Origin of the sequence: Mycolicibacterium boenickei (assembly GCF_010731295.1) — a bacterium.
Lineage (GTDB): Bacteria > Actinomycetota > Actinomycetes > Mycobacteriales > Mycobacteriaceae > Mycobacterium > Mycobacterium boenickei.
In genome coordinates this window covers 2,175,444-2,198,795 of record NZ_AP022579.1, presented here as the reverse complement: position 1 = coordinate 2,198,795, position 23,352 = coordinate 2,175,444, and the positions used below count along the sequence as shown (strand labels likewise).

Here is a 23,352-nt window from a genome sequence, read left to right as displayed (position 1 = left end):
GGCAGCGTCAGCGTCAGCGCGGCTCGCGCAAAACATAGCCAACACCGCGCAGGGTGTGCAGCAGCCGCTTGTCGCCGGTGTCGATCTTGCGGCGCAGGTAGGAAACGTAAGACTCGACCACGTTGACGTCGCCGCCGAAGTCGTAGCGCCACACGTGGTCGAGGATCTTCGGCTTCGACAGCACGGTGCCCGCGTTGATGATGAAGTAGCGGAGCAGGGTGAACTCGGTCGGCGACAGCGATACCGGCTCGCCGGCCTTCCACACCTCGTGAGTGTCCTCATCGAGCTCGATGTCGGCGAAGGAGAGCTTGGCGCTGCGGGGTTCCTCGACGCCCCGACCGGACCGGCGCAGGATCACCCGCAGCCGGGCCACCACCTCTTCGAGGCTGAACGGCTTGGTCACGTAGTCGTCGCCGCCCAGGGTGAGCCCGGCGATCTTGTCCTGCAGGCTGTCGCGAGCGGTGAGGAACAGCGCGGGCGCGTCGATGCCGTCGGCGCGCAGCCTGCGCAGCAGCCCGAAGCCGTCCATGCCGGGCATCATCACGTCGAGGATCACCGCATCTGGCCGTACTTCCCTGGCCTTGTCCAGCGCGGCGGCGCCGTTGGAGGCCGTGTGCACCTCGAAACCCTGGAACTTGAGGCTGACGGACAGCAGCTCCACGATGTTGGCCTCGTCGTCGACAACGAGGATTCGGGCTTCGGGGACGCTCTCAGGAACTGCAGGCATGGCCATTCCCTGATGTTGATCGTGCCTGTTGAACTCAACCTGCATGCACGCTGTGCACTTCCTGTGAGTTTAGCTGTGATGCGGGTAACTACACTGACGCCCATGAACCTCGGCAAGACGCTGGTCCAGGTTGCTACCGCCCCCGTCCGCATCGGGTTGGCCGTGGCCGACGCCGGACTCGGCATCGCCAACGAGACGCTCAATGCGGTGCAGCGCGGTATCACCGATGCCAACCCACTCAACGGCAGGTCATCGATGGCCTCGCTGTTCGGCATCGACGATGCGGTCGAGCGCGCGAACCGCTTGGCGCGACTGCTGGACGACGACGCGCCGCTCGGCCGGGCACTGGCACCCGAAGGCCCGATCAACCGTTTGCTGCGCCCGGGCGGCATCGTCGACCAGCTGACTGCCGAGGGTGGCCTGATGGACCGCTTGACCGCGGACAACGGCGCCGTGGCCCGAGCGGTCGCCCCCGGCGGCCTGGTGGACCAGGTCACCATGGAAGGTGGCCTGCTGGACCGGCTGACCACCGAGGACGGCGCCGTGTCCCGGGTAATCGCGCCCGGCGGACTCGCCGATCAACTGCTGGCCAATGACGGCCTGTTCGAGCGGGTGCTGCGTGAGGACGGGGTGGCAGATCGCCTGCTGGCCGAGGGCGGCCTGCTGGACACTCTCACCGATCCCGACGGCCCGCTGCTCAAGCTCGCCGATGTGGCCGACACCCTCAACCGGTTGGCGCCCGGACTGGAAGCACTCGCGCCGACGATCGACGCTCTGCACGAGGCGGTCATCACGCTGAGCCAGGTGGTCAACCCGTTGAGCAACATCGCCGACCGCATCCCGCTACCGCGCCGATCGTCCCGGCGATCCTCCCCACGGCCGGTCGCCTCCCAGCGAATTATCGACGCCGACGACTGACCCGCTAAACTAGGCCGCGTTCGACCCGCCTCCGTAGCTCAGTGGCTAGAGCGTCGCTCTTGTAAAGCGAAAGTCGTCGGTTCAATCCCGACCGGGGGCTCCAACATTGGCGGCGGCCGCTTGTCGGTGCCTCCTCGTAGCTTCAATCCATGAGGCTCTGTCGCGGTTGCGGTTCACCACTTTCGAAGCGCAGCCAGAAGGTCTACTGCGGTAATGCGTGTCAGGCAGCAGCCCGTCGCGACGCCTGGACGAAACAGTGGCTCGAATCCGGCGAGGCACGTATCAACAGCCACCCCGGTCACTACGTCCGGGACTACATCGCCGACGCTCAATCGGGCTGCTGCGCGATCTGCGGCGCAACGAGCGTCTGGCAGGACCTTCCTCTGACGTTGGTCATGGACCACATCGATGGAAACCCGACCAACAATCGACGGGAAAACCTGCGCCTGGTCTGCCCGAACTGCGACTCGCAATTACCGACGTACAAAGCCCGCAACCGCGGCAATGGGCGCTACTACCGCCGTGAGCGCTACGCCAACGGACAGTCGTTCTGAGTGCCACCGCATTCGCAATGCTGGGATTCGGACTGCGACTCATTCAGAACCACGCGGGCACGGCAAACCAGTTCTACTACTTCGGTTTTGCTGTGTTCTTCTTGGCGCTCGTGCTGTACCGGGAGGGCCGCGCAGTGAAACCCAACGGCGACGGCCGATGATCGGTCTCAGACCAGTCCCCGGCCGATCATCACGAACGCCGCCAGGGCAAACAGGACGGTGTTGATCAGGACGCTGCGCGGTTCGTGTAACCGGCTGTGCGCCCAGGCAGCGCCGACCATCACGACGCACAATCCAGCGGCCGCCAATGGGGTCAGCGCCGCACCGATACCGGTAAGCCCGGGCGCAATCAGCCCGATCACCGCCAGAAGCTCCATCCCGGCGGTGAAACGGACGACGGGCATGGGGAACATGGCCACGCCGGTTTGACCGGTGTCCAGCAGTCGCTGCCGCGCCATCGTGAGTTTCGCGGTGCCGGAGACGGCGAATACCGCGGCCAGCACCAGTTGGGCGCTCCATAACGCGATGTTCATGGTCGTATCCCTTCTGTCTTGGTTATCTAGACCGTTGACGAGGGAGAGCGCCCGGTTGTGACAGCGCGCCACTGTCACGAAGTGCCGTGCCGGATCGTCTGGATTGGCAAGAGACGAAATTCAGGAATGCGCTGAGCTTCCCCGCAGGATCGCGATCAACTGCTCACGGCTGTTCGCCCCCACGCGCTGGGACGCCCGAAACAGGTGGCCTTCGACGGAGCGCACCGACATCGTCAACCGGTCGGCGATCGCTTTGTTCGACAACCCTTGGGCGGCAAGCGAGATGACCTCTCGCTGTCGTCCCGTGAACGGTTGCGGTGTCGCCACGGCACGCAACGCGGGCGTGAGTGCACCGTGGCATTCGTCCGCCAGCCGCTCGGCCACGGCGGCGGCACTCAATGCCGCACCGCGCAAGCCGGCTCGTTGATGCGCTATGACGGCGTGCGCTGCGGCGTCGGCGGCTGCTACCCGATCGCCGAACGCCTCGTATCGCCGGGAAGCGGCAAGCAGCCCTTCCCCGCTGCCCGCAGCGAGCGCGGCGGCGTGCGAGGCGGCAGCCGAGGCCCGGGGACCCTGCACCCGTTCGGCGAGTTCAGCCAGCCGTGCCGCAGTGGTGGCGTCGCCGAACTGTGTCGCGGTCTGCAGGAGTACCACTTCCCAGGCGGCCCGTCCGCGCGCGGCTTCACTGATCGCCATCTCCCGAACGATCGACACTGCTTGCGAGACAGCACCTTCAGCGGCACAGACCCAGGCCTCGGCGATGGACTTCTCGGCGTCCCATTCGCACGCGTCACCGTCCCACCAGTGCAGCGCTTCCAGGTCGTCCAGCGCGCGACGCGCCTCGGCCGGCTTGCCGGCCATGCCGGCGACGGTTGCCGACCACGACAGGGCGAAGCCCTTTATCTGCTTGCCCCCGCTGCCTTCCAAGCGACCGATCGTTTCGTGCAGCGCGCGTTGCGCGGCGGCGAGATCGCCCTGACTCATCGCCGACAGGCCGGCCAGGAAGCTGTGCCAGGCCTGCTGGAAGGGCACGTCGATGGTGTCGCGCCGGATGCGGGCGATCGCGGCAGTCAAGGACGGCAGCGCACCCGCGAGTCGATACGCGATGCCTTGCAGCACGGCCAGCGGCATCCGCAGGTGCGAGACCTCCGCCGACATCTCGGCGCGGCGGTAGCCCGCGTCTGCCGCCGACTCGATCCCGTCGATACGTCCGAGGTCACCCGCACCGGTGATGACGGCCCAGGTCACCAGCATGAAGGCGATGTCATTGTCCGGCGAGTCCGCGAGTACAGTCTCGGCCCGCTCCAAAGCACTCGCCGCCCGTCCCCGGACCAAGTCGATCAACGCCCCGAAAGCACTGGAGATCGCCTGTGCGCCTTCGTCATCGGCGGGCAGGACATGCAGTTCCGCTTCGGCGCCGATCGCCCGGCCCTGCGCGGCGGCGAGATTGAACGCCCGCAGGGTCGCGACCCGGATCCGGTCCGGCCCGGCCGTCTGGCCGGCCAGCTCGGCAAGGACGTCCTCGGCCTCCTCGGTCCGTTCCTGCCAGGTGATCGCCATCGCGTACACGAGTTTGGCCTCGACGCCGCCGCCGGCGGCCGCGGCCCGTTGGGCCAGCATCTCGGCGAGTGGAAGGTCCAGCAGCTGCATGGCCGCTGACGCCGCGGCGACGAGCAGCCCGGCGTGCGGTGCGAGATCCGATTCGATGACGAGCACCGCACGTCGCACGAGGTCTCGCGGATCACTCGAATCTCTTCGAGCGAGTTCGGTGGCGATCCGGCCACGTAACCGTCGCAGTTGAAGGGATCCCGTGCGGCGGACCTCGCCGAGAAGCGGGTGCGCGAGCCGCACGGACTCCGGTTGGGTACCGGCGTCGACGGTAACCAGGCCGAGCGTTTCCGCCTCGGCCACCGCGTCGGCATCGGTGACCGCGGCCAGCACATCGGTTTCCAGCGGCTCGGCCACGGTGAGGGTGTCGAGAACTTCCCGAACGGGCGCGGATACCTGCGCGATCCTCGCCTCGAGCAGTTCGGTGAGGGTCGGTGAGAGCCGCGGCCTGCCGTCCCACAGCCACATCCCCGAACGCCGGGCGAAGCGACCGGCGTCGACCTCGCTTTCGAGCAGGTGCCGCAGGTAAAGCACATTGCCCTGGGTGTACTGCCAAAGACGCTGTGCGGTAAACGATTCCACTGGCCCGTCCAGGACGCTTTCGACGAGTGTCACGATCTCCGACGGCGACAACGGCTGTAATTCCAGGCGTTCCAGGTGCTGGTCTTTCCAGATCGCGGTGATGGCGTCGGGGGCGGATTCTCCCGAGCGGATGGTGACGATGACGGTGGCCAGCCGGCGGGTGACCAGCTGATGAACCGTGAAGGCCGAGAGCTCATCCAGCAGATGCGCATCATCGACCCCGACCACCACCTCCCCGTCTCCTTCGGGCCCGGTCAGCCCGTCTATCACCTCACGTACCCGGCGCAGCGGGTCCGGGCCGAAGTCACTGGCGACGTCGGCGAACGCACCGAGCGGGACGCTGCGTGCCGATGCGGTGCCGACGATCCACCGCCGGGTCGTCACGCGCGGAACACATTGCGCCACAGCCTCTCGCGCGATGCGCGTCTTGCCCACCCCGGCGGCACCCGACAGCACGATGCCGCGAGCCCGGTCGGCAGGCGCCCGCAGCGCGTCAGCGATCACCTGCAGCTCCTCAGAGCGCCCCACCAGCGGCCACCGGCCGATCACGGCCAGAGTCTAACCGTCGCAACCGTCTTGCGAAGGCTGTCCGCGCGCGGCCGCAAGTTTGGCCTCGGCCACCCGCATGAACATCGGCAGTGCCTCCGGTGCGAGCCCGAGGCATTCGGCGATCACGTCGTCGGCAATCCCTGCCGCGCGCAAGCGCAACGCCATCGCGTACGGCAACGGCAACCGCTCAAGCGCACCGACCCGATCCGCATCGATTGCCATCAACCCAGACTGACCGCGGCTCGGGGGTGACACTGGGGTAATCCGCTACCCCAGTCACGCGGCGCGGTCAGACCCGGGTGGTCAGCTTCCGCAGGGTTTGGTACTCGCTGTCCTTGTAGGGCCGTCCATCGGGTTGCAGCAGGTCGCTGAACCACACGTTCGGCACCTTGGTGTAGGGCTTGTCCCAGGAGTCCCACGGGAAGTAAGTCTGGGTCTTGCCTGCCACCAACCCCCAGCTGTAGGCGCCGACGTTGTGTCGCTTGGCGACGGGCAGCACGCCCTCGACCGTGCTGCCCTGATCCCGGGCCAGGTATTCCGTGCACAGGATCGGCCGGCCCAGCGGGGCGAGTTCGGCTATGCGAGCCTCGAATTCGGCGGGGCCGGCATAGGAGTGGAACGAGATGACGTCGGAGTTGTCGAGTTGAAAGCTGTCCATCTCGCTGCGGCTTCCGCGATCCCAGCTGCCCTGCCAGACGCCACTGGTCAGCGGCTGCACGGCATTGACCGAGCGCGCCCAGGCGAACACCTGCGGCAGCAGACCGCCCACGGCATCGATCTTGTCCTTGCGTTCGACCTTGCGGTACTGCTTGGCGGGATTGTCCGGCTCGTTCCACAGATCCCAGCCCAGCACCCGGTTGTCGTTGCGGAACTGGCTCATCACACCGACCACGTAATCACGCAGGACGGGCCGGTAGCGGGGATCGTCGATGCGCTGCGCTCCCGGGCTCTGCACCCAGCCCGAGTTGTGCACGCCGGGCGTCGGGGCCCGTTGCGCGCCGAGCTGAGGGTTCGGGTCCCAGCACGAATCGAAGAACACGAACAGCGGCTTGATTCCCTGACGCGCCGCGATCCCGACGAAATTGGCCAGCCTGCTTTGGAATCCGGCACGATCCTGCGCCCACAGCAGATCGTGCAGGAAGACCCGGACGGTGTTGAACCCGAGGAGCCGGCACGCCCCGAGCTCACTGTCGATGCGTCGCGCATCGTAGGTGCCCGGCGAGAACATCTCGATCTGGTTGATCGCGTTCGACGTGATGAAGTTGGTGCCGACCAGCCAGCCCTGCGCCTGGTACCACGCGTTGGCCCGCTCGACCGGCCATTGGCCGGGCGCCGCGCCGGCGCGCGGGATCACCGGAAGTGGGGCCAGTACCTGGGGTAGAGCCGCTGCTGCTGCCAGTACCAGCGGGATCTTGAGGGCCGTTCGACGGTGCACTTAGTGAACATAGTGTGGCTCAGCAAAGAACCCTTGCTCACGGATGACATTGCAACCATTGAGGTTTCAGATTGTTATCAACTCGGCACCGTCAGAGCCGGCCGACCGTGAAGTCAGCGGCCTGGCCCGGCATACCGTTGAGCACATAAGCCGTGTGCGCGAAGTTGGGAACCCCGGCGGGTGTTCCGTCGCAGATGGTGTCACCGGGCTCGCACAACTCGATGGTCTTGTCCTTGTAGCGGGGACCGATGACCATCTGCGGTGCGCCGATGTCACGCATGAACTCGTCGGACGGCGTGCCGAGCAGCACCACCGAGGCCACGTGGTCGGCGACCTCAGGCGCCATGGGCGCGGGGATGTATTGCTTGTACTCGGCCGGGATACCGTCCGGCACAGTTGCCGCGGTGGTGTAGCCGGCTACCACGGCACCCTGGGAGTAGCCGCCCAGGACCACCTTCGTCTTGGGACAGTCCCTGGCCGTCGCCTTGATGTGGTCGGACGCATCCCGGATGCCGTCGACCACCGTTCGGGCGAACTCGATGCGGTCACCGAAATTTCCGCTGGCCTGATAGTTCACCGGATACACCTCGACCGAACGCTCCCCGACCCGTGCCCGCAGTGCGTCCACGAAGGACTGTCCCGGGCCACCGACGCCGGGCGGCTCATAGGTGCCTCGGGCGAACACCACCTCGACGTCGGGGCACGGTGGCTGCGCCGACGCGACGGGCATGGGTGCAATGGGGGCGGCGCAGGCGGCGATCAGCACCGCGCCCTGGAACAATTTGAAGACGTTCATTTCGACTCCACGCCTACCGGATCGTGACGAACGTTACGGTTCCCCATGCTGACACATTCCAAACCCGGATACAGCCCGTTTGGTTACGGACGGAACTATTGCAACGGTACGTCCAGGTACGGCCGCGGATCGGCTGCGCCCGGCCCGTCGAAATGCCACCACTCCCCCGAGTACACGGTCAGCCCGCCGGCGGCCATCGCCTCACGCAATCGGGTCCGGTTGGCTTGCGCGGCAGGGCTGATCCCGTCGGTCGCGTAGGCCAGACTGCGCGGCGTGAAGTCGTCGAACCCGGTTCCCATGTCGAGGAGAGAGCCACCGCCGGCGATCGTGACGTCCACCGAGCGGCCGGCCTCGTGGCTGCGCGCGTACGCCGACGGCCGGGCCACCCAGTTGGGATTGGACACCACCTCGAACATCTTGACCTGCACCTCGTGCGGTCGATAGCAGTCCCAGAACACCAGGGTCTGCGGTCGGAGCGCCGCGGCGGCGGCCGATAGGCCGGGGGCCATCGACTCGTGCACCAGACACGGCGCCCCGGGTGGGTAGAGCCGCTGGCCGACGAAGTTGTCGCTCGTCGCATACCGCAGGTCGATCACCGCGTCGGGAACCACGGTGCGCACGTCGACCAGCCCGGCTTCGGCCGCCGGCCTCGCGAACGCCGCAGGCGCCCCGACCACCGGAACGGCGACGGCCGCGGCCGTCAGTAGCGTGGCCGCCACCAGCCGGCTTGCTGCGGAAATGACACTCTCTTCTTCAGGCATATTGCTTTCCGATGTACGATAACCACACTCTTGATCAGGCGCCGGAGCCTCCGGCGGCCATTTGCTTACGCGCAGAAGTAACCGACGGATTGGAGCGATCCTATGGCGTCAGCCGTACCGGAGACCGTCGCAACCCGCTATGCCGGCAGACGGGTCGAGCGGGTCGAGGACACCCGCCTGCTCACCGGGCGTGGCACGTACGTCGACGACATCAGCCGGCCCGGCATGCTGCACGCCTGCTTCGTCCGCAGCCCCTACGCGCACGCCAAGTTCACCGGCATCGACGCCACCGCAGCCCTGGCCCTTCCCGGGGTACATGCGGTGCTGACCGCAGCCGACCTGAACCCCGAGGTCAAGGAGGCCTGGCACGCCGTCGCGGGCAAGGATGTCCCCGACACTCCGCGGCCGCCCCTGGCCGAGGGCGAGGTGAAGTTCGTCGGAGATCCGGTGGCCCTGGTCATCGCCGAGAGCCGCTACATCGCCGAGGATGCCGTCGACCTGGTCGACGTCGACTACGAGCCGCTGCCCGCCATCGCCGACTTCCGGCAGGCGCTGACGTCCGAGGTGTCGGTCCACGAAGCCTTCCCGGACAACAACGCCGGAGGTATGGCAGGCATGCCGCCGGACGAAGAGGTCTTCGGCTCCGCCGCGCACGTGGTGAAAGAGCACATCTACCAGCAGATGCACGTGCCGGTGCCGATCGAGACGCGAGGCATGGTCACCGAGTGGTCGGCAACCTCCGGCGAGCTGACCATCTGGGCCTCCACCCAGACGCCGCACGAACTGCGCGCGTTCGCGGCCCGGCTGCTCGGTATCCCCGCCCAGCACGTGCGGGTCATCATGCGCGACACCGGCGGCGGGTTCGGCCAGAAGGTCGTCCCGATGCGCGAGGACATGTGCATCATGCTGGCTGCCCGGCGCGTACCGGCCGCGCTGAAATGGATCGAGGACCGCCGCGAGAACCTGATGTCGGCCGGCCAGTCCCGCCACGTCGACGGCGACGTGCGCATGGCGTTCGACGACGATGGCACCATCCTGGCCGCCGACATCGACTTCATCCAGGACGTGGGCTCGTACCCGACCCCGTATCCGGTGCTGACCACCGCGGCCATCGGCATGTTCTTCCCCGGCCCGTACCGGGTGCCCAAGGCCAGCTTCAACTACAAGACGGTGTTCTCCAACACCGCGGGCCTGCATGCCTACCGCGGGCCGTGGCAGTACGAAACGCTTACCCGCGAAATACTTCTCGACATCGCCGCGCGCAAGATGGGCATGGACCCCGTCGAGCTGCGACGCAAGAATCTGCTCCGCCGCGACGAGATGCCGTATTTCAACCCCAACGGCATGCCTTATGACCACGTCGCCCCGATCGAGACCTTCGAGCAGGCCGTCAAGATCCTCGACCACGAGGGCTTCCGCAAGGAGCAGGCCGAGGCGCTGGCCCAGGGCCGCTATCTGGGCCTGGGCTTCTCCGCATACATCGAGCCGACCGGGGCGGCCACCGGCCACCTGGCCAGCGAGGGCTGCACCATCCGGATGGAGCCGACCGGCAAGATCAACGTCTACGTCAACGGCGGGTCCACCGGAAACAGCCTGGAAACCACCGTCATTCAGCTCACCGCCGACGCCCTGGGCGCCGACATCGACGATGTCGCGACCATCCAGGGCGACACCGCGGTGACGCCCTACGGTGCCGGCACCCAGGGCAGCCGCAGCGCCCCGATGACCGCGGGTGCGGTCAACGAGGCGGGCACCATCTTGCGCCAACAGCTCGTCGCGATGGCCGCGGCCCGCCTCGAGGTCGAGGAATCCGAGATCGAACTCGGCGGGTCGAAGGCGATTGCGCGCAACGATCCCGAAAAGCGGGTCAGTTTCGCCGATCTCGCCTTCCGCGCCCATTACGAGCCGCAGATGCTGCCGCCGGGCATGTCAGCCTCGCTGGAGGCCACCGCCCGCTACACCGCACCGCCGACAGCTCCGATCCACTGGGCCAACGCCACCCACGCCTGCACCTGCGAGGTCGATGTCGTCACCGGGCACGTCACCCTGACGCGTTACATCGTCAGCGAGGACGTCGGCCCGATGATCAACCCCAACGTGGTCGAAGGCCAGATCGCCGGCGGCACCGTGCAGGGTATCGGCGGGGCCCTGCTGGAGAAGCTGTCCTACGACGCTGCCGGAAATCCGTTGTCCTCAACCTTTGTCGACTATCTGCTGCCCACCGCCACCGAGGTCCCGACGATCGAGTACGGCCACGTCGAGATCCCCGGACCCGGTGTCGGTGGATACAAGGGTGCGGGTGAGGGCGGCGCCATCGGCTCGACGCCCGCGGTCATCAACGCCGTGAACGACGCGTTGGCCCCGCTCGGCGTCACCCTCACCACTCTGCCCGCCACCCCGGCGGCCATCGTCGACGCCATCGAACGCTCGCAGGAGAACCAAGGAAGGGATCACTGATCGTGGAGCTCAACAACGAATTCCGGGTCGCGGTACCTGCGGCGAGAACCTGGGAGGTGCTCACCGACGTCCAACGCGTCGCGCCCTGCCTGCCCGGCGCCACCCTGCTCAGTGTCGACGGCGACGATTTCACCGGTGCGGTCAAGGTGAAGGTCGGCCCGATCACGGTGTCCTACAAGGGCGATGCCACCTTCCAGGAGAAGGACGCGGCGGCGCAGCGGGTGGTGCTCAAGGCCAACGGCAAGGAGACCCGCGGCAACGGCACCGCGTCAGCGATCGTGACCGCCCAACTGAAGGACGAGGGCGCCGACTCCACACTCGTGGTGGTGACCACCGATCTGGCCATCTCCGGCAAGGCCGCCCAGTTCGGCCGCGGGGTGCTGGCCGATGTGGCAGGCAGCTTGATCGACCAGTTCGCCAAGAGCCTGGAAGCCGAACTTCTCGGCGAGACGAAGCCTGCTGAAACCGGCTCGGCCGCAACCGGAGCCGAACAGGCCCCGCAGGAGGCCGCCCCGATCAACGCGCTCTCCCTGGCAAAGGTGATGGCGGTGCCCATGGCCAAGCGATTCGCCCCGGCCATCGGCGCGGTGGCCGCAGCAGGCGTGCTCGGCTTCCTGGTCGGCCGGGCCGGGCGCGGCAAGCGGAAGAGCACCGGGGTGAGCACCGAGGACCTGCAGGCCGCACTGCTGCGGTTGGTGTCATGAAGCCCGCCCCCTTCGCTTACCATCGGCCCGCCACGGTCACCGAGGCGGTGGCGATGCTCGGCGAGTACGGCGAGGACGCCAAGATCCTGGCCGGTGGTCAGAGCCTGGTGCCGATGCTGGCCATGCGCCTGACGCACTTCGAGAACCTGATCGACATCTCGCGACTGTCTGAACTGAACGACATCTCCCTGCAGGGCAACGAGATCCGGATCGGCGCGGCGACCCCGCACGCGATGGTGGGGCTGGACGACGAGATCGCCGACTCGGTGCCGCTGCTGACCTTGGCCACACCGCACATCGGCCACTTCCAGATCCGCAGCCGCGGCACCCTCGGCGGCGCGATCGCGCACGCCGATCCGGCAGCCGAGTACGCGGCGGTCGCGCTGGCTCTCGACGCGACCATCGAGGCGACGTCGTCCCGCGGCACCCGTCAGATCCCCGCCGCCGAGTTCTTCACCGGCCTGTGGGAGACCGCGCTGGCCGCCGACGAGATCCTGACCGCCGTGCACTTCCCGGTGGCATCGGGCCGCAGCGGCTTCGGACTCGCCGAATTCGCCCGACGCCACGGTGATTTCGCGATCGCCGGTGCGGTGGTCGGATTCGAGCTCGATGAGGACGATCGGATCACCCGCTGCGGTATCGGCCTGCTCGGGCTCGGCTCCACCCCGCTGCGGGCCACCCCGGCCGAGTCGGCGGTGATCGGCACCCCGATCGGCGGTATCACCGCTGACGAGATCGGCCGGTTGGCGATGTCCGAGCTCACCGACATTCCCTCCGATCTGCAGGGCTCGGCCTCGTACCGGGCCCGGGTCGGGGCCGCCATGGTTTCCCGCGCCTGGACCCAGGCGACCACGCACGCCGAGGAGGCCCTCAATGCATGAACTGCCGGTTGCGGTTTCGGTCAACGGGCGGGACTACCAGGGTGTGGTCGAGCCACGCGTCACCCTGGCCGATTTCCTGCGGGAGAACTGCGGTCTCACCGGTACCCACCTCGGCTGCGAGCACGGCGCCTGCGGCGCCTGCACGGTCATGCTGGACGGGCAGGCGGTCCGCTCGTGTCTGGTGTTCGCGGTTCAGGTGGACGGTCAGGAAGTGACGACGGTCGAGGGCATCGCAGGCCCGGACGGGGAGCTGTCCCCGGTCCAGGCCGCGCTCAAGGAGTGCCACGGCCTGCAATGCGGCTTCTGCACTCCGGGGTTCGTCACCTCGATCACCGCGATGCTGCGCGACAACCCGAACCCCACCGATGAGGAGATCCGCGAGGGGCTTTCCGGCAACTTCTGCCGCTGCACGGGCTACCAGGGGATCGTCAACGCCGTGCACCGGGTTTGTGACCACGCCGAGGACAGCACCGAGCTCAAGCCCCTAGGTCAGCAATAACTTTCGCGATGCGACGGGCCCGGGTCTCAGCCGCCTTGGCTCCTTCCACCGACGTGACGTGTGCCTTCTGCTTGCTGTAGGACAGGCGCCCCCACTGCTCGGCAGCGCCCGGTGACCCGTCGAGGGCGGCCCGCAGATCGTCGGGCACCGTCACGGTTCGCGGCTCGGCGTCGACGGTCAGCTCCACGGCGATGGCATCCCCACCGCCGATGCCCGACTCCCTGCGGCGCTCGGCGCTGAACGGGATCAGGAACTTGCCGCCCATCGGGGCGATCGTCGAGCGGTACCGGTAGCCGTTCACGTCGACCACCACAGCCGGGCGTTTACCCGCGGCCAGTGCCTCCACCACCTCGGCGGGAACTTCGATTCCGGTGTTGTTGCCGTCCTGGAACATCACTGTCGAGAACTTCATGGCGCCTCCCGTCGCCAACGTAGTCGGTAAAAGTGGAGGTATGAAGATCGGATTCGTCGGCCTGGGCAACATGGGCGCGGCCATGGCCGCCAACCTGCTCACGGCCGGACACGAGGTCACTGCGTACAACCGCTCCCCCGACAAGGTGGCCGCGCTGGTCGCCCAGGGCGCCCGCCCGGCCGCCTCGGTCGCCGACGCCTGTCGGGGCGACGTGGTCGTCACCATGCTGGCCAACGACGACGCGGTCCGGGCCGTCACATTCGGCGATCACGGCATCGTCGCTTCGTTGTCCGAGGGCGCCGTCCACGTCTCGTCGTCGACGATCAGCGTCGCCCTGGCCGACCAGCTCACCTCGGCCCATGCCGATGCCGGGCAGGGTTTCGTCGCCGCCCCGGTGTTCGGCAGGCCCGAGGCCGCCGCGGCAGCCAAGTTGTTCGTCGTCGCGGCCGGAGCCCCGGCCACCGTGGCTGCGGCGACCCCGGTGTTCGAGGCGATCGGGCAACGCACCTTCGTCCTCGGCGAGGAACCCCGCGCCGCGAATCTGGTGAAGATCAGCGGGAACTTCCTGATCGCCTCGGTGATCGAATCTCTCGGCGAGGCAATGGCTCTCGTGGGCAAGGCCGGGGTGGACAAGCAGCAGTACCTGGAACTGCTGACCTCCACGCTGTTCGACGCCCCGGTGTACCGCACCTATGGCGGGCTGCTGGCCCGCGAGGAGTTCAGCCCGGCCGGCTTCGCCGCCACGCTCGGCCTCAAGGACGTCAAGCTGGCACTGAGCGCGGGTGAGGAGCTACAGGTGCCGCTGCCCGTCGGGAGCTTGCTGCGGGACCGCTTTCTCACGCTGCTGGCCACGGGCGGCGGCGATCTGGATTGGTCGGCGGCGGGTGCGCTCAGCGCGTGGGAGGCCGGAGGGGAGCATCCGGCCTAGCACACGTCTACTCGCTCGGGACGACTCCACGGAGGCCGTCGACGCCGTACAGCGGCTCCAGCATCCCGGAGATGTCGGGCCCGCGACGCAGGCTGTGCCCACCGTCGACACCGATGGACTGGCCGGTGATCCAGCCCGCGGCGTCGCTGAGCAGGAACACCGCGAGGTTGGCGATGTCCTCGACCTCACCGAACCGCGGCATCGGTGTGCAGGCCTGGTAATCGTCGCTGGCTGCCGGCAGCTCGAAGACCGGTCCGACCATCTCGGTCCGGGTCAACCCGGGCCGAATGCTGTTGAACCGCACCGAGGACGGTCCCATCTCGTCGGCGGCCAGTTTGAGCAGATGGTCGAACGCCGCCTTGCTGACGCCGTACGCGCCGAACCAGCGGTGGGTGTTGGTCGAGGCGATCGATGAGATGCCGACGAACGAGCCGCCGCCGGCACGGACCATCTCCCGGCCGGCGTGCTTGATCAGGTACATCGTTCCGTTGACGTTCAGATCAACGGTCTGGCGCCACAGTTCGGAGTCGATCTGGGTGATCGGGCCGATCGTCAGCGAACCACCGGCGCTGTGCACCACACCGTGCAGTTGGCCGTTCCAGGCGGTGGCCACGTCGACCGCGCGGCGGACCTCGTCCTCGTTGGTGACGTCGGCAGGCTCGTAACGCACGGATCCGGGTCCCTGGGCGGCGAGCTCGTCGGCCGCCGCACTCAGCTTGTCGGCGTTGCGCCCGATCAGCAGGGCGTTGCCGCCGGCGGCGACGATGGCAGCCGCGGCACCCTTGCCGATGCCGCTACCACCACCGGTGACCAGATAAGTTCGATCCTCTAACGAAATCTGCATGGTCATGGTGTATCACGCCGAGCGGGCTTGGGAGCCCCGAGCGTCCGCCAGTCGGGAACATCGGGCGGCATGCCCACCGGCCAGCGGTTCTCGTTGGCAGACGCCCAGTGCGCGTGCCCGAGTTCGTGGATATGGAAGGCATGACGCAGCGCTTCGGTGAAGCCCATCGCGTCGCTGGCCGCGTTCACGGAATCCTTGACCAGCAAGGCCGCCATCGTCGGCCGCTCGGCGATGCGCCGGGCGAATTCCAGTGTCTTGTCTTCGAGTTCGTCGCGTGCGAACACCTTGGACACCATGCCCAACCGGTACGCCTCGTCGGCATCGATCGAATCACCGGTCAGCAGCAGCTCTTTGGCCTTGCGGGCGCCGAACTCCCACGGGTGGGCGTAATACTCGACCCCGGGCATACCCATCCGTACCCCGACGACGTCACTGAACTTGGCGTCGTCGGCGGCCACGATCAGGTCGCAGGCCCAGATCAGCATGAGGGCCGCCGAGATCGCATTGCCCTGCACCTGGGCGATGGTGATCTTGCGCAGATCACGCCAACGCCGGGTGTTCTCGAAGTAGAAGTGCCACTCCTGCAGATAGGTCCGCTCGGTGACGCCTGCGGCGGTGGCACCGTGGGAGCGGAACGTCGGGTGCTGCGTCGGCCCCGGCTGACGCTCGGCCAGCGCCTCTTCGGAACCGAGATCGTGGCCCGCCGAGAAGTTCTTCCCACGCGCGGCCAGGATCACCACGCGGACCGCATCGTCGGCCTCTGCCCGGCCGAACGCCTCGTCGAGTTGCACCAGCAGCGTCCGGGACTGAGCGTTCTGGGCATTCGGTCGGTTCAGCCAGATCCGGGCGATGCGTCCGTCGTCGAGCGTCTCGTATTCGACCTGGCGGGCTGTGTCGTCGGGACTGACCATTTCGGACCACCTCTTAGGCAGGGTAAGCAAGTTACAGACTGCACATTACGTGTATCACGTAACCGGGCTCACACCGGGATCACAGCTATCGCGCAGGCGCTTCACAGTATCGACCGGACGTGCGCCGGAGCCGACGAAATTCACGGCCATTTACCCTTGTAGAGCGTAGGATATCGATGAGATTCGACAGAATTATCGATCGTCGTCAAACCACCGCGGCCGGGTAATCAGCAAACCATTCAAGGCCCCCGAGAGAAAGCATGGCAATGGCCATCTCCCCGCTTTTCGTCCGCCGCTTCGCCGTCGCGGCAGGCATCGCCGCGGCCATCGCCGCAGCCCCCGCCCTCACGGTGTTGTCGACACCGTCTCAGTCACTGGCCTCGTGCCCCAACGGGGAGACCGAGGACACCTTCACCAACGTGTGCGTGCCCGACATCGTGCCGAACTCCCCCGGCAATTTCAGCAGCGTCGCAGGCAATCCGGATCTGCCCGCGGTGAACGCGCCGGACGGCGGCGGCTCCATCCCCTGCACCGGCGCCAACTCCGGCGAGTGCATCGGACTGGCCGAGGAGCAGCAGGCCGAGGGTCCTGAGCCCGTCCCGCAGTCGACGGTCGGCAGCAGCCCGACCGTGCACGGTTCGATCGGCTGACACAGCCCCACCGCAGAGACCACACAGTGAACCCTCAGCAGTCCTAGACTGCTGAGGTGAATTCACGTGTCGCGGCTGCCGCGCTGTCCATCGCCGGCGCCGGTTGTGCGTTGTCCCTGTGGCTGGGGGCGCCGACCGCACACGCGACGTGCACGTCCGGTGAGGAAGAGGACGTCTACACGACCACCTGCACCCCGTTCCTGGTGCCGAATTCGCCGTCGCCGTTCAGCGGCATCCCCGGCAATCCGGATTTGCCGGCGGTCAACCTCCCCGGGGGAGGCGGAGCGATCCCTTGCACTGGCCACAATGCCGGCGAGTGCATCGGACTGGCCGAGGAGGACGAGGCCGAAGGGCCGCAACCCATTCCGCGCTCAACTATCAGCGCCAGCCCATAGCAGTCTGGGGCGGTTTCCCAGCCAACTCGTAGATCTGATGCAGATCTTTCACAGTCTCCATACAATCCCACCAACACAACAATCGAATACCTAGAGAAAGCAATGACGATGGCGACGTTCCCGATCTCGATGCGACGACTGATCTTTGCCGGTGGATTTGCGGTCGCCGCAGCCACCGCCCCTGCGATCGCAGCCTTCGCCGTACCCATGTCGTCCGGCCCGGCGGTCGCCTGCCCGTCCGGTGAAGAGGAAGACCTCTACAGCGGCCTGTGCGTCCCGCACACCGTGCCGAACTCGCCCGGCTCGTTCAGCGCCACCCCGGCCAACCCCGATCTGCCCTCGGTCAACCTGCCCGGCGGCGGCGGCTCCATCCCCTGCACCGGCGCCAACTCCGGAGAGTGCATCGGCCTGTCCGAGGAAGCACAGTCCCAGGGCCCGCAGCCGGTCCCGGAGTCCACCGTGGGCAGCAGCCCGACAGTGCACGGTTCCATCGGCTGATGGCGTGGGGCGACCGGGGCTCTCCCGGTCGCATACAGTTGTGTCATGCCTGCGAAATCTGAAACCGCCGAGATCGACGACGTCGAGCCTCTCGCCGACAGCACCGCCAGCCAGGCCCGCCGCGTCGTCGCGACCTACGCCACCGACGCTGACGAGTGCCGGATGTTCCTGTCCATGCTCGGCATTGGGCCCTCGAAAACCGAGGCGTAAGTGAGTCCGGAGGGCGGCCACACGGCCGCCTCCGGTAGCTCCGACTTTGTCGTGGTGGCCAACCGGCTGCCCATCGACATGGAGCGGTTGCCGGATGGCAGCACGACATGGAAGCGCAGCCCCGGCGGGCTGGTGACCGCGCTCGAGCCGCTGCTGCGTAAGCGTCGCGGCGCGTGGATCGGCTGGGCCGGTATCCCCGACAGCGGCGAAGAGCCCATCTACGAGGAAGACCTGCAGCTCTTCCCGGTGGAGCTGTCGGCGCAGGATGTCGCGGACTACTACGAGGGGTTCTCGAACGCCACCCTGTGGCCGCTGTACCACGACCTCATCGTCAAGCCCGTGTACCACCGCAAGTGGTGGGACGCCTACGTCGACGTGAACCGGCGCTTCGCCGAGGCCACAGCCCGGGCCGCCGCGCCCAATGCGACGGTCTGGATCCAGGACTATCAGCTGCAGCTCGTTCCCAAAATGCTGCGCATGCTGCGCCCCGACCTCACCATCGGCTTCTTCCTGCACATTCCGTTCCCGCCGGTCGAGCTGTTCATGCAGATGCCGTGGCGCAGCGAGATCGTCGAAGGCCTGCTCGGGGCCGATCTGGTCGGATTCCACCTGGCCGGCGGTGCGCAGAACTTCCTGGTCCTGGCCCGGCGCCTGGTCGGGGCCAACACCACACGGGCCTCGATCGGCGTGCGCTCACGCTTCGGCGAGATCTCCTACGGCTTCCGCACCGTCAAGGTCGGAGCCTTCCCGATCTCGATCGACTCGGCCGATCTGGACGCCAAGGCGCGCAACCGGACGATCCGGCAACGTGCCCGGCAGATCCGCGCCGAGCTCGGCAACCCGCGCAAGATCCTGCTCGGCGTCGACCGACTCGACTACACCAAGGGCATCGATGTCCGGCTGCGCGCGTTCTCCGAGCTGCTCGAAGAGCAGCGGGTCAAACGCGACGACACCGTCCTGGTCCAGCTGGCCACCCCCAGCCGCGAGCGCGTCGAGAGCTACAAGGCGATGCGCGAGGACATCGAACGTCAGGTCGGGCACATCAACGGCGAGTTCGGCGAGGTCGGGCATCCCGTTGTGCACTACGTGCACCGCCCGGTGCCGCGCGACGAGCTCATCGCGTTCTTCGTCGCGGCCGACGTCATGCTGGTCACCCCGCTGCGCGACGGCATGAATCTGGTGGCCAAGGAGTATGTGGCGTGCCGCAGTGACCTGGGCGGGGCGTTGGTGCTGTCCGAATTCACCGGTGCGGCCGCCGAGCTGCGTCAGGCCTATCTGATCAATCCGCACCATCTGGAGGGCGTCAAGGACGCCATCGAGGCCGCGCTGGAGCAGAGCCCGGAAGAGGGCAAGCGGCGGATGCGGGCCCTGCGCAGGCAGGTGCTGGCCCATGATGTGGACCGCTGGGCCCGCGCGTTTCTGGCCGCGCTGGGAAGCGCGAATTCAGCCTGAGCGCTGGGAAGCGCGCTAGATCGGGCTGATCGCGTTGATCAGCCAGTTCCCGCCGATCTTGCGGTAGTCGACCCGCAGCCGGCTGCCGTCGTACAACGGCTGGCGGGACTGGTCGGTCACCGTGCGGTTCATGTACACCAGCACCGACCCCGACTCACGTTCCGCGGTCATCACGCCGACGCCGACGACACTGATCTGGACCACGAGCTGACGCTTGCGTGCCTCAGGGATCACCTTGGCGGTGGCGTCCTGTTCGAACTTCTGCCGGAAGTCCGGGGCGAGCAGCGGATAGGTTTCGGTCAAACTGCGCTCGACGGTCTGATAGTCGTAACCGAACACCTTCGGGATCTGTTCAGCCGCCACGCCCGGCAACTCGGCTCGGGCAACCTCCTGGCCGCGCTGCACCACGCGGTTCCAGTACAACGATCCGCCGACCGCGCCGAGCGCGACGAAGGCCACCGTGAGGAGGCCGATCAGCAGACCAACGAACTTCGAACGCATCAATTTCCACCGTCTGGGTACTTGAGGTCGTATCCGGTCATGTGCCCGTTGTCGTCCTCGTGCACGATCACCCGCAGCCGGTACGGCCGGGTCGGGGAATTGACCCCGTCCATGTCGCTGACTGTCACGCGCACCGCCACCAGCACCGAGGCATTGTTGGCGATCTCATCGACCTTCTCCAGCGCCGCACCGTTGACCACGGCTTCCGAGCTGGCCTGGGTATCACGGAACAATGCCTTGAGGTTGTCGGCGTTGTTGCCCTGACTCATCATGTCGCGCAGCGGCCCACTGGTCCCGTCGATGAAGCGCTTCACGCTCTCATCGATGGTGTTCTGGGTGTAGGTGAACATGTTGATCACGGTCTGCTTGCCCGTGTCGACGAAGCGCTCGTTGCGGGCCTGCATGTCGTCGACGCCACGCTGCTGATCGCTCATGACGTAGGCCAGCGTGCCCAGCGCGGCGCTGGCCACTGCCAGCGCCAAGACCGCCACCACCGCCACGAGCCGGCTGTTGGCACGGCGGCGCGGCGGCGCCTTCAGCGGGGTGAGCTTCGGCGCTCTGGTCGCGGCGCCGGTCGATGAATCGACCGCCACAGCGGGTGCGGTCACCTCCACCGCGGCCGCGGCCCCGGTGGGGCCGGCCGCCCTGGACGCGCGCCTACGCGCCGGCCTCGCGTTCGAGGCCGTTTCTTCCGTCATCAAGCCTGCCTTGGATCCAGCATCAGGTCTACCCAGGTCTCCGCCGGGTGCAGATTGTCGGCGCCGGCTGCATACACACCGGTGCCGCCATCGGCGTCAGCGAAGACCCCACTGTGCTGATCGTAGGTGCCCGTCGCGGGTGCGCTGGCCAGAGGTGGTGCCTCGGCCGGCAACGGTGCATCCGGAGCCGGTGCGGGAGCGGGCGCCGGAGCTTCCGGTGCCGGTGCCGCTTCGGGTGCGCCCGGAGGTGTCCGGCCATACGGCGGCACGAGCTGGTCCGGCGGCGCGAAGTACGGCCACGGCGGGGGCTGCGGACCCGGCTTGTTCGGCGGCACCGGCAGCGGGAACGGCGCGTGCGGCGCGGGGCCCGGCCCCGGTTCCACACCCGGCGGCAGTTGCACCACCGGCGGGCCCGGATCCGGATCGACCTGCGGCGGGATCATCGGGAACTTGTTGGGCGGCAGGATGTTGCGCCCGTCCTCGATCGGGGTTCCGTACGGCACCGGCGGGCCACGCCACGGATTGGTACCCACCGGGATGTAGCCGTTGGGGTCGCGGCACAGCTGGACCGTGGGCGCGCGCTTCCCCGGGAACTCCTGGCACGGATAGTTACGCGCACCGCGCACCACGGCCGGATCGTTCTGCGCGGTCTTGCAGTACATGTCGGTCGGCAGATCCCGCAGCGTCAGATCGGCGGGGGACCGCGTCTGTGTCGGCGGGAGGAAGCCAGTCAGGCACGGCGGGGCGTCGCCCAGGTCGACCTTGAAGTCGAGCTTGCCGCCCTCGTCGGTGGGAACACCGCCCGCCACGGTGTTCAACGCCGCCATCAGGGCCGGGAAGATCACCAGCGCCTGCTCGAGCGACTTGCTGTAGATCACGCCGATCCGGCCGAAGTTGGCCAGGTTGGCCGCCAGCACCGGGAAGGTCGGGCGGATACCACTGAACGCGGTGTTGGCCGCCTCGGTGGTGCCGGGAACGGTCTTCAGCGTGGTACGCAGCTGCGGGTCGGCCTTGTTGACCTCGCCGGTGAACCGGGCGAGCCCGTCGGCCAGCGAGCGGATGTTGTCACCGCTGCGCATCTGGGCTTCCAGGAACGGCCCGGCCTGATCGATCAGCTGGGTCGTCTCGCCGGAGCTGGCGTTGGCCTCGTCGATCAGCAGGCGCGATGACTCGATCAGCCGCGCCAGTTCCGGCCCGGATCCGTTGAACGCCTTGAATGTCTCGCGCAGCAGGTCCTGCAGCCGGCTGTTCCCGATGCTGCTGACCAGAGTGTCGGCCTCGTGCAGCATGCCGGCGATGTCCTGGCCCACGCGGGTGTTCTGCTGATCGATGGTCGCGCCGTTGCGCAGCTTGTCGGTCGACGGGGACTCCGGCGGAATCAGATCGATGTACTGCTCACCGACGGCCGACACACTCTTGACCGTCGCGGTGACGTTCTCCGGAATCGCCGTGCTGCTGTTGAGCTGCATTCTGGCGACCACGCCGTCGGGGGCCAGCCCGACCGAATCAACCCGGCCGACCGTGACCCCGCGGTAGGTGACGTTGGCATTCTGGTAGATCCCGCCGCCGGTGACGAAGTTGGCGTTGACGTGATACGTGCCGATACCCACGGCGGCGGGCAGATGCAGATAGAACAGCGAGATCGCACTGACGGTCAGAACGGTGACGACCCCGAAGATCATCAACTGCATACGGGTCAGCCGGTCGATCATTTCGGCTTCTCCTCGTGCTGGGTGGCAGTTCCGGCGGGGATCTTGAACGGGTCGGCGGCCTGTCCGGACAGGTTGGCCATCTGTCCAGTCAGCCAGTCCGGCGGGTTGATCACCTCGTCGAGGTGCTTCATGTTCGGGTCGAACCCGCCGGTGGTGAATATCGACTCACCGAACCGGCGCAATGTCAGGTCGAAGGTGACGAACACATTCAGGTAGTCACCGCGGACCGCGTTACGCAGGTACTTGTAGTGGAACGGGAATGTCGGCAGGAACTCAAGGTCCTTGATGAAATCGTCGGCGTTGTCGTTGAACGCCTTGATCACCGGGTAAAGGTCCTTGATGTCGGCCGCGAAATCGTCCTTGGTCTGCGACAGGATGCGCGAGCCCACCTCGGCGAAGCCGCGCAGCGCGGTGAACGCCTCGACGATGTTGGACCGATTGTCGTTGAGCACCTTCAGCGCACCGGGCAGCGTGTCCAGCGTGCGACCCAGGTTGTCCTTGCTACGGGCCAGGATCGACGCGAACCGGTTCAGCCCGTCGGCGGCGGCGATGATGTCGTTGGTCTGCTGGTCCAACGACGAGGTCAGCTCGGCCAGGCGCGGGATCAGCTCGGCGAAGCTTCCGGCCCGCCCGGCCACCGCGGCATACGCCTCATCGGTGATGTCCTGCAGCGCACCGAGATTGCCCTTGTTCACCACCATGCCCAACGAGGACAACACTTCCTCGGTGGTCGGGTAGCGGCTGATCTTCGACAGCGAGAGGCTGGCCCCGTCGCGCAATTGCCCCTGGGGAGGTTCGTCCACCGGCTCGGACAACTGGACGTGCTGCGAACCCAGGAGCGACGTCTGGGCAACGCGCGCAACGGCATTCGCCGGGAGCTTCACGTCACCGTCCAGAGACAGCTGGACCGCCGCGTAGAAGGTTCCATCCGGGCGCTGCATGGCATCCAGGCCGGACACGCTGCCCACCGTGACGTCATCGACCATCACCGGCGAGTTCTGCGGCAGGGTCGCCACGTCGGGCAACTCCACGGTCACCGTGTAGGACCCCGACCCGTGGCCGGCGGTGCCCGGCATGTTGAGCGAGTTGAGTCCGCCGAACTGGCAGCCGGCCAGCAGCATCGCGCCACTGCCGATC

26 protein-coding genes and 1 tRNA gene are annotated in these 23,352 nt (G+C 67.3%); 13 read left to right on the top strand and 14 right to left on the bottom strand.

The window, feature by feature from the left end; all coding sequences use genetic code 11:
- Positions 1-13: 13 nt before the first annotated feature.
- Positions 14-733 carry a response regulator transcription factor gene (locus G6N57_RS10325; RefSeq protein WP_003879841.1) on the bottom strand — a complete coding sequence of 240 codons (720 nt, stop codon included), beginning with the start codon at positions 731-733 and terminating at the stop codon, positions 14-16.
- Between the two features lie 96 nt (positions 734-829).
- On the opposite strand from G6N57_RS10325, the gene G6N57_RS10320 reads away from it, so the two are divergent.
- The 3 genes from G6N57_RS10320 to G6N57_RS10310 all read left to right on the top strand — a co-directional run bounded on the left by G6N57_RS10320 (position 830) and on the right by G6N57_RS10310 (position 2,199).
- A complete protein-coding gene (locus G6N57_RS10320; RefSeq protein WP_077740340.1) occupies positions 830-1,645 on the top strand; it encodes a hypothetical protein in 816 nt (271 codons plus the stop codon).
- A gap of 27 nt (positions 1,646-1,672) precedes the next feature.
- Positions 1,673-1,748 (top strand) — tRNA-Thr (locus G6N57_RS10315).
- Between the two features lie 46 nt (positions 1,749-1,794).
- Entirely contained in the window at positions 1,795-2,199 is a 405-nt protein-coding gene (locus G6N57_RS10310; protein WP_077740339.1) for an HNH endonuclease, read from the top strand.
- A 167-nt stretch (positions 2,200-2,366) separates the two neighbouring features.
- On the opposite strand, the gene G6N57_RS10305 is transcribed toward G6N57_RS10310, so the two are convergent.
- The 6 genes from G6N57_RS10305 to G6N57_RS10280 all read right to left on the bottom strand — a co-directional run bounded on the left by G6N57_RS10305 (position 2,367) and on the right by G6N57_RS10280 (position 8,463).
- A complete protein-coding gene (locus G6N57_RS10305; protein WP_077740338.1) occupies positions 2,367-2,732 on the bottom strand; it encodes a DoxX family protein in 366 nt (121 codons plus the stop codon).
- Positions 2,733-2,852: 120 nt separating this feature from the next.
- Positions 2,853-5,471 (bottom strand): LuxR C-terminal-related transcriptional regulator, encoded by a 2,619-nt coding sequence (locus G6N57_RS10300; protein WP_077740337.1) that lies wholly within the window; start codon positions 5,469-5,471, stop codon positions 2,853-2,855.
- Positions 5,472-5,480: 9 nt separating this feature from the next.
- Positions 5,481-5,693, bottom strand: coding sequence for a hypothetical protein (locus G6N57_RS10295; RefSeq protein WP_077740336.1), 213 nt, complete (start codon positions 5,691-5,693; stop codon positions 5,481-5,483).
- A 67-nt stretch (positions 5,694-5,760) separates the two neighbouring features.
- Positions 5,761-6,906: a glycoside hydrolase 5 family protein gene (locus G6N57_RS10290; protein WP_174814474.1), complete on the bottom strand. Its 1,146-nt coding sequence runs from the start codon at positions 6,904-6,906 to the stop codon at positions 5,761-5,763.
- 91 nt (positions 6,907-6,997) lie between these two features.
- Positions 6,998-7,702 (bottom strand): cutinase family protein, encoded by a 705-nt coding sequence (locus G6N57_RS10285; RefSeq protein WP_077740335.1) that lies wholly within the window; start codon positions 7,700-7,702, stop codon positions 6,998-7,000.
- 95 nt (positions 7,703-7,797) lie between these two features.
- On the bottom strand, positions 7,798-8,463 hold the full coding sequence (locus G6N57_RS10280; protein WP_077740334.1) for a M15 family metallopeptidase: 666 nt from the start codon (positions 8,461-8,463) through the stop codon (positions 7,798-7,800).
- A 102-nt stretch (positions 8,464-8,565) separates the two neighbouring features.
- Between G6N57_RS10280 and G6N57_RS10275 the strand changes: the two genes are divergently transcribed.
- Genes G6N57_RS10275 through G6N57_RS10260 form a run of 4 tightly spaced genes read left to right on the top strand, consistent with a single transcriptional unit; the run spans position 8,566 to position 13,004 of the window.
- Entirely contained in the window at positions 8,566-10,920 is a 2,355-nt protein-coding gene (locus tag G6N57_RS10275; protein WP_077740333.1) for a xanthine dehydrogenase family protein molybdopterin-binding subunit, read from the top strand.
- Between the two features lie 2 nt (positions 10,921-10,922).
- Positions 10,923-11,624, top strand: coding sequence for an SRPBCC family protein (locus G6N57_RS10270; protein ID WP_077740332.1), 702 nt, complete (start codon positions 10,923-10,925; stop codon positions 11,622-11,624).
- Positions 11,621-12,505, top strand: coding sequence for an FAD binding domain-containing protein (locus tag G6N57_RS10265; protein WP_077740331.1), 885 nt, complete (start codon positions 11,621-11,623; stop codon positions 12,503-12,505). Before G6N57_RS10270 ends, G6N57_RS10265 begins: the two co-directional genes overlap by 4 nt.
- A complete protein-coding gene (locus G6N57_RS10260) occupies positions 12,498-13,004 on the top strand; it encodes a (2Fe-2S)-binding protein (RefSeq protein ID WP_077740330.1) in 507 nt (168 codons plus the stop codon). Before G6N57_RS10265 ends, G6N57_RS10260 begins: the two co-directional genes overlap by 8 nt.
- Here G6N57_RS10260 and G6N57_RS10255 read toward each other — a convergent pair.
- Positions 12,982-13,416: a YdeI/OmpD-associated family protein gene (locus G6N57_RS10255; protein WP_077740329.1), complete on the bottom strand. Its 435-nt coding sequence runs from the start codon at positions 13,414-13,416 to the stop codon at positions 12,982-12,984. The two genes, G6N57_RS10260 and G6N57_RS10255, sit on opposite strands and share 23 nt — an antisense overlap.
- A gap of 40 nt (positions 13,417-13,456) precedes the next feature.
- Here G6N57_RS10255 and G6N57_RS10250 point away from each other — a divergent pair, with 40 nt between their 5' ends.
- Positions 13,457-14,344 (top strand): NAD(P)-dependent oxidoreductase, encoded by an 888-nt coding sequence (locus G6N57_RS10250; RefSeq protein WP_077740328.1) that lies wholly within the window; start codon positions 13,457-13,459, stop codon positions 14,342-14,344.
- A 7-nt stretch (positions 14,345-14,351) separates the two neighbouring features.
- Here G6N57_RS10250 and G6N57_RS10245 read toward each other — a convergent pair whose 3' ends face one another.
- Positions 14,352-15,188 (bottom strand): SDR family oxidoreductase, encoded by an 837-nt coding sequence (locus G6N57_RS10245; RefSeq protein WP_077741879.1) that lies wholly within the window; start codon positions 15,186-15,188, stop codon positions 14,352-14,354.
- 2 nt (positions 15,189-15,190) lie between these two features.
- A complete protein-coding gene (locus tag G6N57_RS10240; RefSeq protein WP_077740327.1) occupies positions 15,191-16,099 on the bottom strand; it encodes an enoyl-CoA hydratase in 909 nt (302 codons plus the stop codon).
- A 266-nt stretch (positions 16,100-16,365) separates the two neighbouring features.
- Here G6N57_RS10240 and G6N57_RS10235 point away from each other — a divergent pair, with 266 nt between their 5' ends.
- The 5 genes from G6N57_RS10235 to G6N57_RS10220 all read left to right on the top strand — a co-directional run bounded on the left by G6N57_RS10235 (position 16,366) and on the right by G6N57_RS10220 (position 19,304).
- A complete protein-coding gene (locus G6N57_RS10235) occupies positions 16,366-16,749 on the top strand; it encodes an intersectin-EH binding protein Ibp1 (RefSeq protein ID WP_077740326.1) in 384 nt (127 codons plus the stop codon).
- Between the two features lie 56 nt (positions 16,750-16,805).
- The gene (locus tag G6N57_RS10230) at positions 16,806-17,144 is read left to right on the top strand and encodes a hypothetical protein (protein ID WP_077740325.1); all 339 of its coding nucleotides are present in this window, start codon (positions 16,806-16,808) and stop codon (positions 17,142-17,144) included.
- A gap of 108 nt (positions 17,145-17,252) precedes the next feature.
- On the top strand, positions 17,253-17,642 hold the full coding sequence (locus G6N57_RS10225) for an intersectin-EH binding protein Ibp1 (protein ID WP_077741878.1): 390 nt from the start codon (positions 17,253-17,255) through the stop codon (positions 17,640-17,642).
- A 45-nt stretch (positions 17,643-17,687) separates the two neighbouring features.
- Positions 17,688-17,852, top strand: a complete 165-nt coding sequence (locus G6N57_RS31650) for a hypothetical protein (protein WP_097925806.1) — start codon at positions 17,688-17,690, stop codon at positions 17,850-17,852.
- Positions 17,853-19,304, top strand: coding sequence for an alpha,alpha-trehalose-phosphate synthase (UDP-forming) (locus G6N57_RS10220; RefSeq protein WP_077740324.1), 1,452 nt, complete (start codon positions 17,853-17,855; stop codon positions 19,302-19,304). It begins immediately after the preceding gene.
- Positions 19,305-19,319: 15 nt separating this feature from the next.
- Here G6N57_RS10220 and G6N57_RS10215 read toward each other — a convergent pair whose 3' ends face one another.
- From G6N57_RS10215 to G6N57_RS10200, 4 genes are read right to left on the bottom strand one after another with little or no spacing between them, the layout of a single operon-like run.
- A complete protein-coding gene (locus tag G6N57_RS10215; protein ID WP_077740323.1) occupies positions 19,320-19,805 on the bottom strand; it encodes a mammalian cell entry protein in 486 nt (161 codons plus the stop codon).
- A complete protein-coding gene (locus tag G6N57_RS10210) occupies positions 19,805-20,503 on the bottom strand; it encodes an Rv1363c family protein (protein WP_165777755.1) in 699 nt (232 codons plus the stop codon). The genes G6N57_RS10215 and G6N57_RS10210 overlap by 1 nt, the downstream gene beginning before the upstream one ends.
- The gene (locus G6N57_RS10205; protein ID WP_097925804.1) at positions 20,503-22,215 is read right to left on the bottom strand and encodes an MCE family protein; all 1,713 of its coding nucleotides are present in this window, start codon (positions 22,213-22,215) and stop codon (positions 20,503-20,505) included. The genes G6N57_RS10210 and G6N57_RS10205 overlap by 1 nt, the downstream gene beginning before the upstream one ends.
- Complete coding sequence (locus G6N57_RS10200) at positions 22,212-23,336, bottom strand: MCE family protein (protein ID WP_097925803.1); 1,125 nt, start codon at positions 23,334-23,336, stop codon at positions 22,212-22,214. The genes G6N57_RS10205 and G6N57_RS10200 overlap by 4 nt, the downstream gene beginning before the upstream one ends.
- Positions 23,337-23,352: the final 16 nt, after the last annotated feature.